The organism is Microcoleus sp. BR0-C5 (assembly GCF_036705045.1).
Lineage (GTDB): Bacteria > Cyanobacteriota > Cyanobacteriia > Cyanobacteriales > Microcoleaceae > Microcoleus.
In genome coordinates, this window is record NZ_JAUBTR010000210.1 from 1 (window position 1) to 1,260 (window position 1,260).

General features: G+C 38.0%; 3 protein-coding genes. All 3 read right to left on the reverse strand.

The features are described 5' to 3' along the window. Window positions 1–45: 45 nt before the first annotated feature. On the reverse strand, window positions 46–378 hold the full coding sequence (locus QUB08_RS32305; protein ID WP_445300988.1) for a transposase: 333 nt from the start codon (window positions 376–378) through the stop codon (window positions 46–48). A gap of 102 nt (window positions 379–480) precedes the next feature. After that, on the reverse strand, window positions 481–774 hold the full coding sequence (locus tag QUB08_RS32310) for a winged helix-turn-helix domain-containing protein (protein ID WP_445300987.1): 294 nt from the start codon (window positions 772–774) through the stop codon (window positions 481–483). Next, window positions 752–982 (reverse strand): helix-turn-helix domain-containing protein, encoded by a 231-nt coding sequence (locus QUB08_RS31985; protein WP_333230322.1) that lies wholly within the window; start codon window positions 980–982, stop codon window positions 752–754. Before QUB08_RS31985 ends, QUB08_RS32310 begins: the two co-directional genes overlap by 23 nt. Window positions 983–1,260: the final 278 nt, after the last annotated feature.

Here is a 1,260-nt window from a genome sequence, read left to right on the forward strand (position 1 = left end):
TTATCAGAATTGTTGGCAATTGGGATCATTCATTAGTTCGCCTGGTCATACCTTCCCCCGATTTATTGAGCAGATACGTTCCCACAATCTTTCAATCGGATTCAATTCAGGACTATATGCCGGTAAATATATTGGCATTACATGGTCATGCCAGTCTAATAATAGAGCTTTATGGAAGCTACCATTATCCATGATAATTAGATTGAAACTTTCTGAGTATTTTTGACCAAATCCATTTGAAAACTCCTGAAAACAGTTGTAATTAAGCTGAGAAAATTCTTGATAATATTGTTCACCTGTTGCTGGCTCTACGACTCCATAAATATAAAAATCTCCTCGTTTCCATTGCTTTTTGCCAATGGGTTTTACCCCTTTAATGTAATCATTCTGCCCGGCGCATAGTAATCAATCCAAATCTACTCTCGTCTTGACACCATATCCTTACAGGCTTGGACTTTCCGAAATATTTAATCATTACTTTTATGAGCTCACATAGTTTTTTTTGAAGCTTGCCTGCACCTCTTCGTTCGCCTTGTTACTTTGGGGTCTTGGGACTTTCAGGTCAGCTTTCAATTTATAATGAAGTAGGTCATGTACCACTTTATAGCTCACTTTTATCGCGCATTCTTTTTCTAGCCAGATCTGTAATTTGCCATAACTTGTTTCTCCCTCTGGTTCTGGCCTTTTTTTGATTAATTTTTCTCTAACTTCTGGTGGTATATGTGGAGTCTTTCCTGGAGCTTTTTTTATGCTAAGTAATGAGCGTAATTCCACCTTGTTTGTAAGCTTTTAACCAACGATATATTGTTGATTCGTCTCGTTTCAACATCGTGGCTAATTCTGCTCTTTTTTGGATTTTTTTGGTGGCCAGCCAGTATAATACCAGTAATTTTTCTTTATTTACGGCGGTCGCACTCCGTTCGAGTCGATGCTCTAGTTCCTCAACCGTTTGCTGGATTTCTACCTGAAGTTTGTTCGCCATATTGGATGTACTCTACTTTTACCCTATATTTTACTGTACCTTCATAGTGAATTGGTATTACCTATTTTCGATCATGATAATTATAGCCTTTTTAGTCTAAAGACCTGGAATGTAACTATAGCATACAGTATCAGCGAAAGTTTTGACTCAATGACAGTCCAGGACGCAGACTCCTGTCTGTCATGGTGAACAAAACGCAGTCTAGTACAGCTCGGCAGAAATAGACAGACTATATTTGTGGTAGAATAACATAGTTAGCTTAGAGCCCTTTAGGTGTT

Coding starts and splice junctions, on each gene's coding strand:
- QUB08_RS31985 (WP_333230322.1), bottom strand. CDS start 982: ATGGCGAACAAACTTCAGGTAGAAATCCAGCAAACGGTTGAGGAACTA.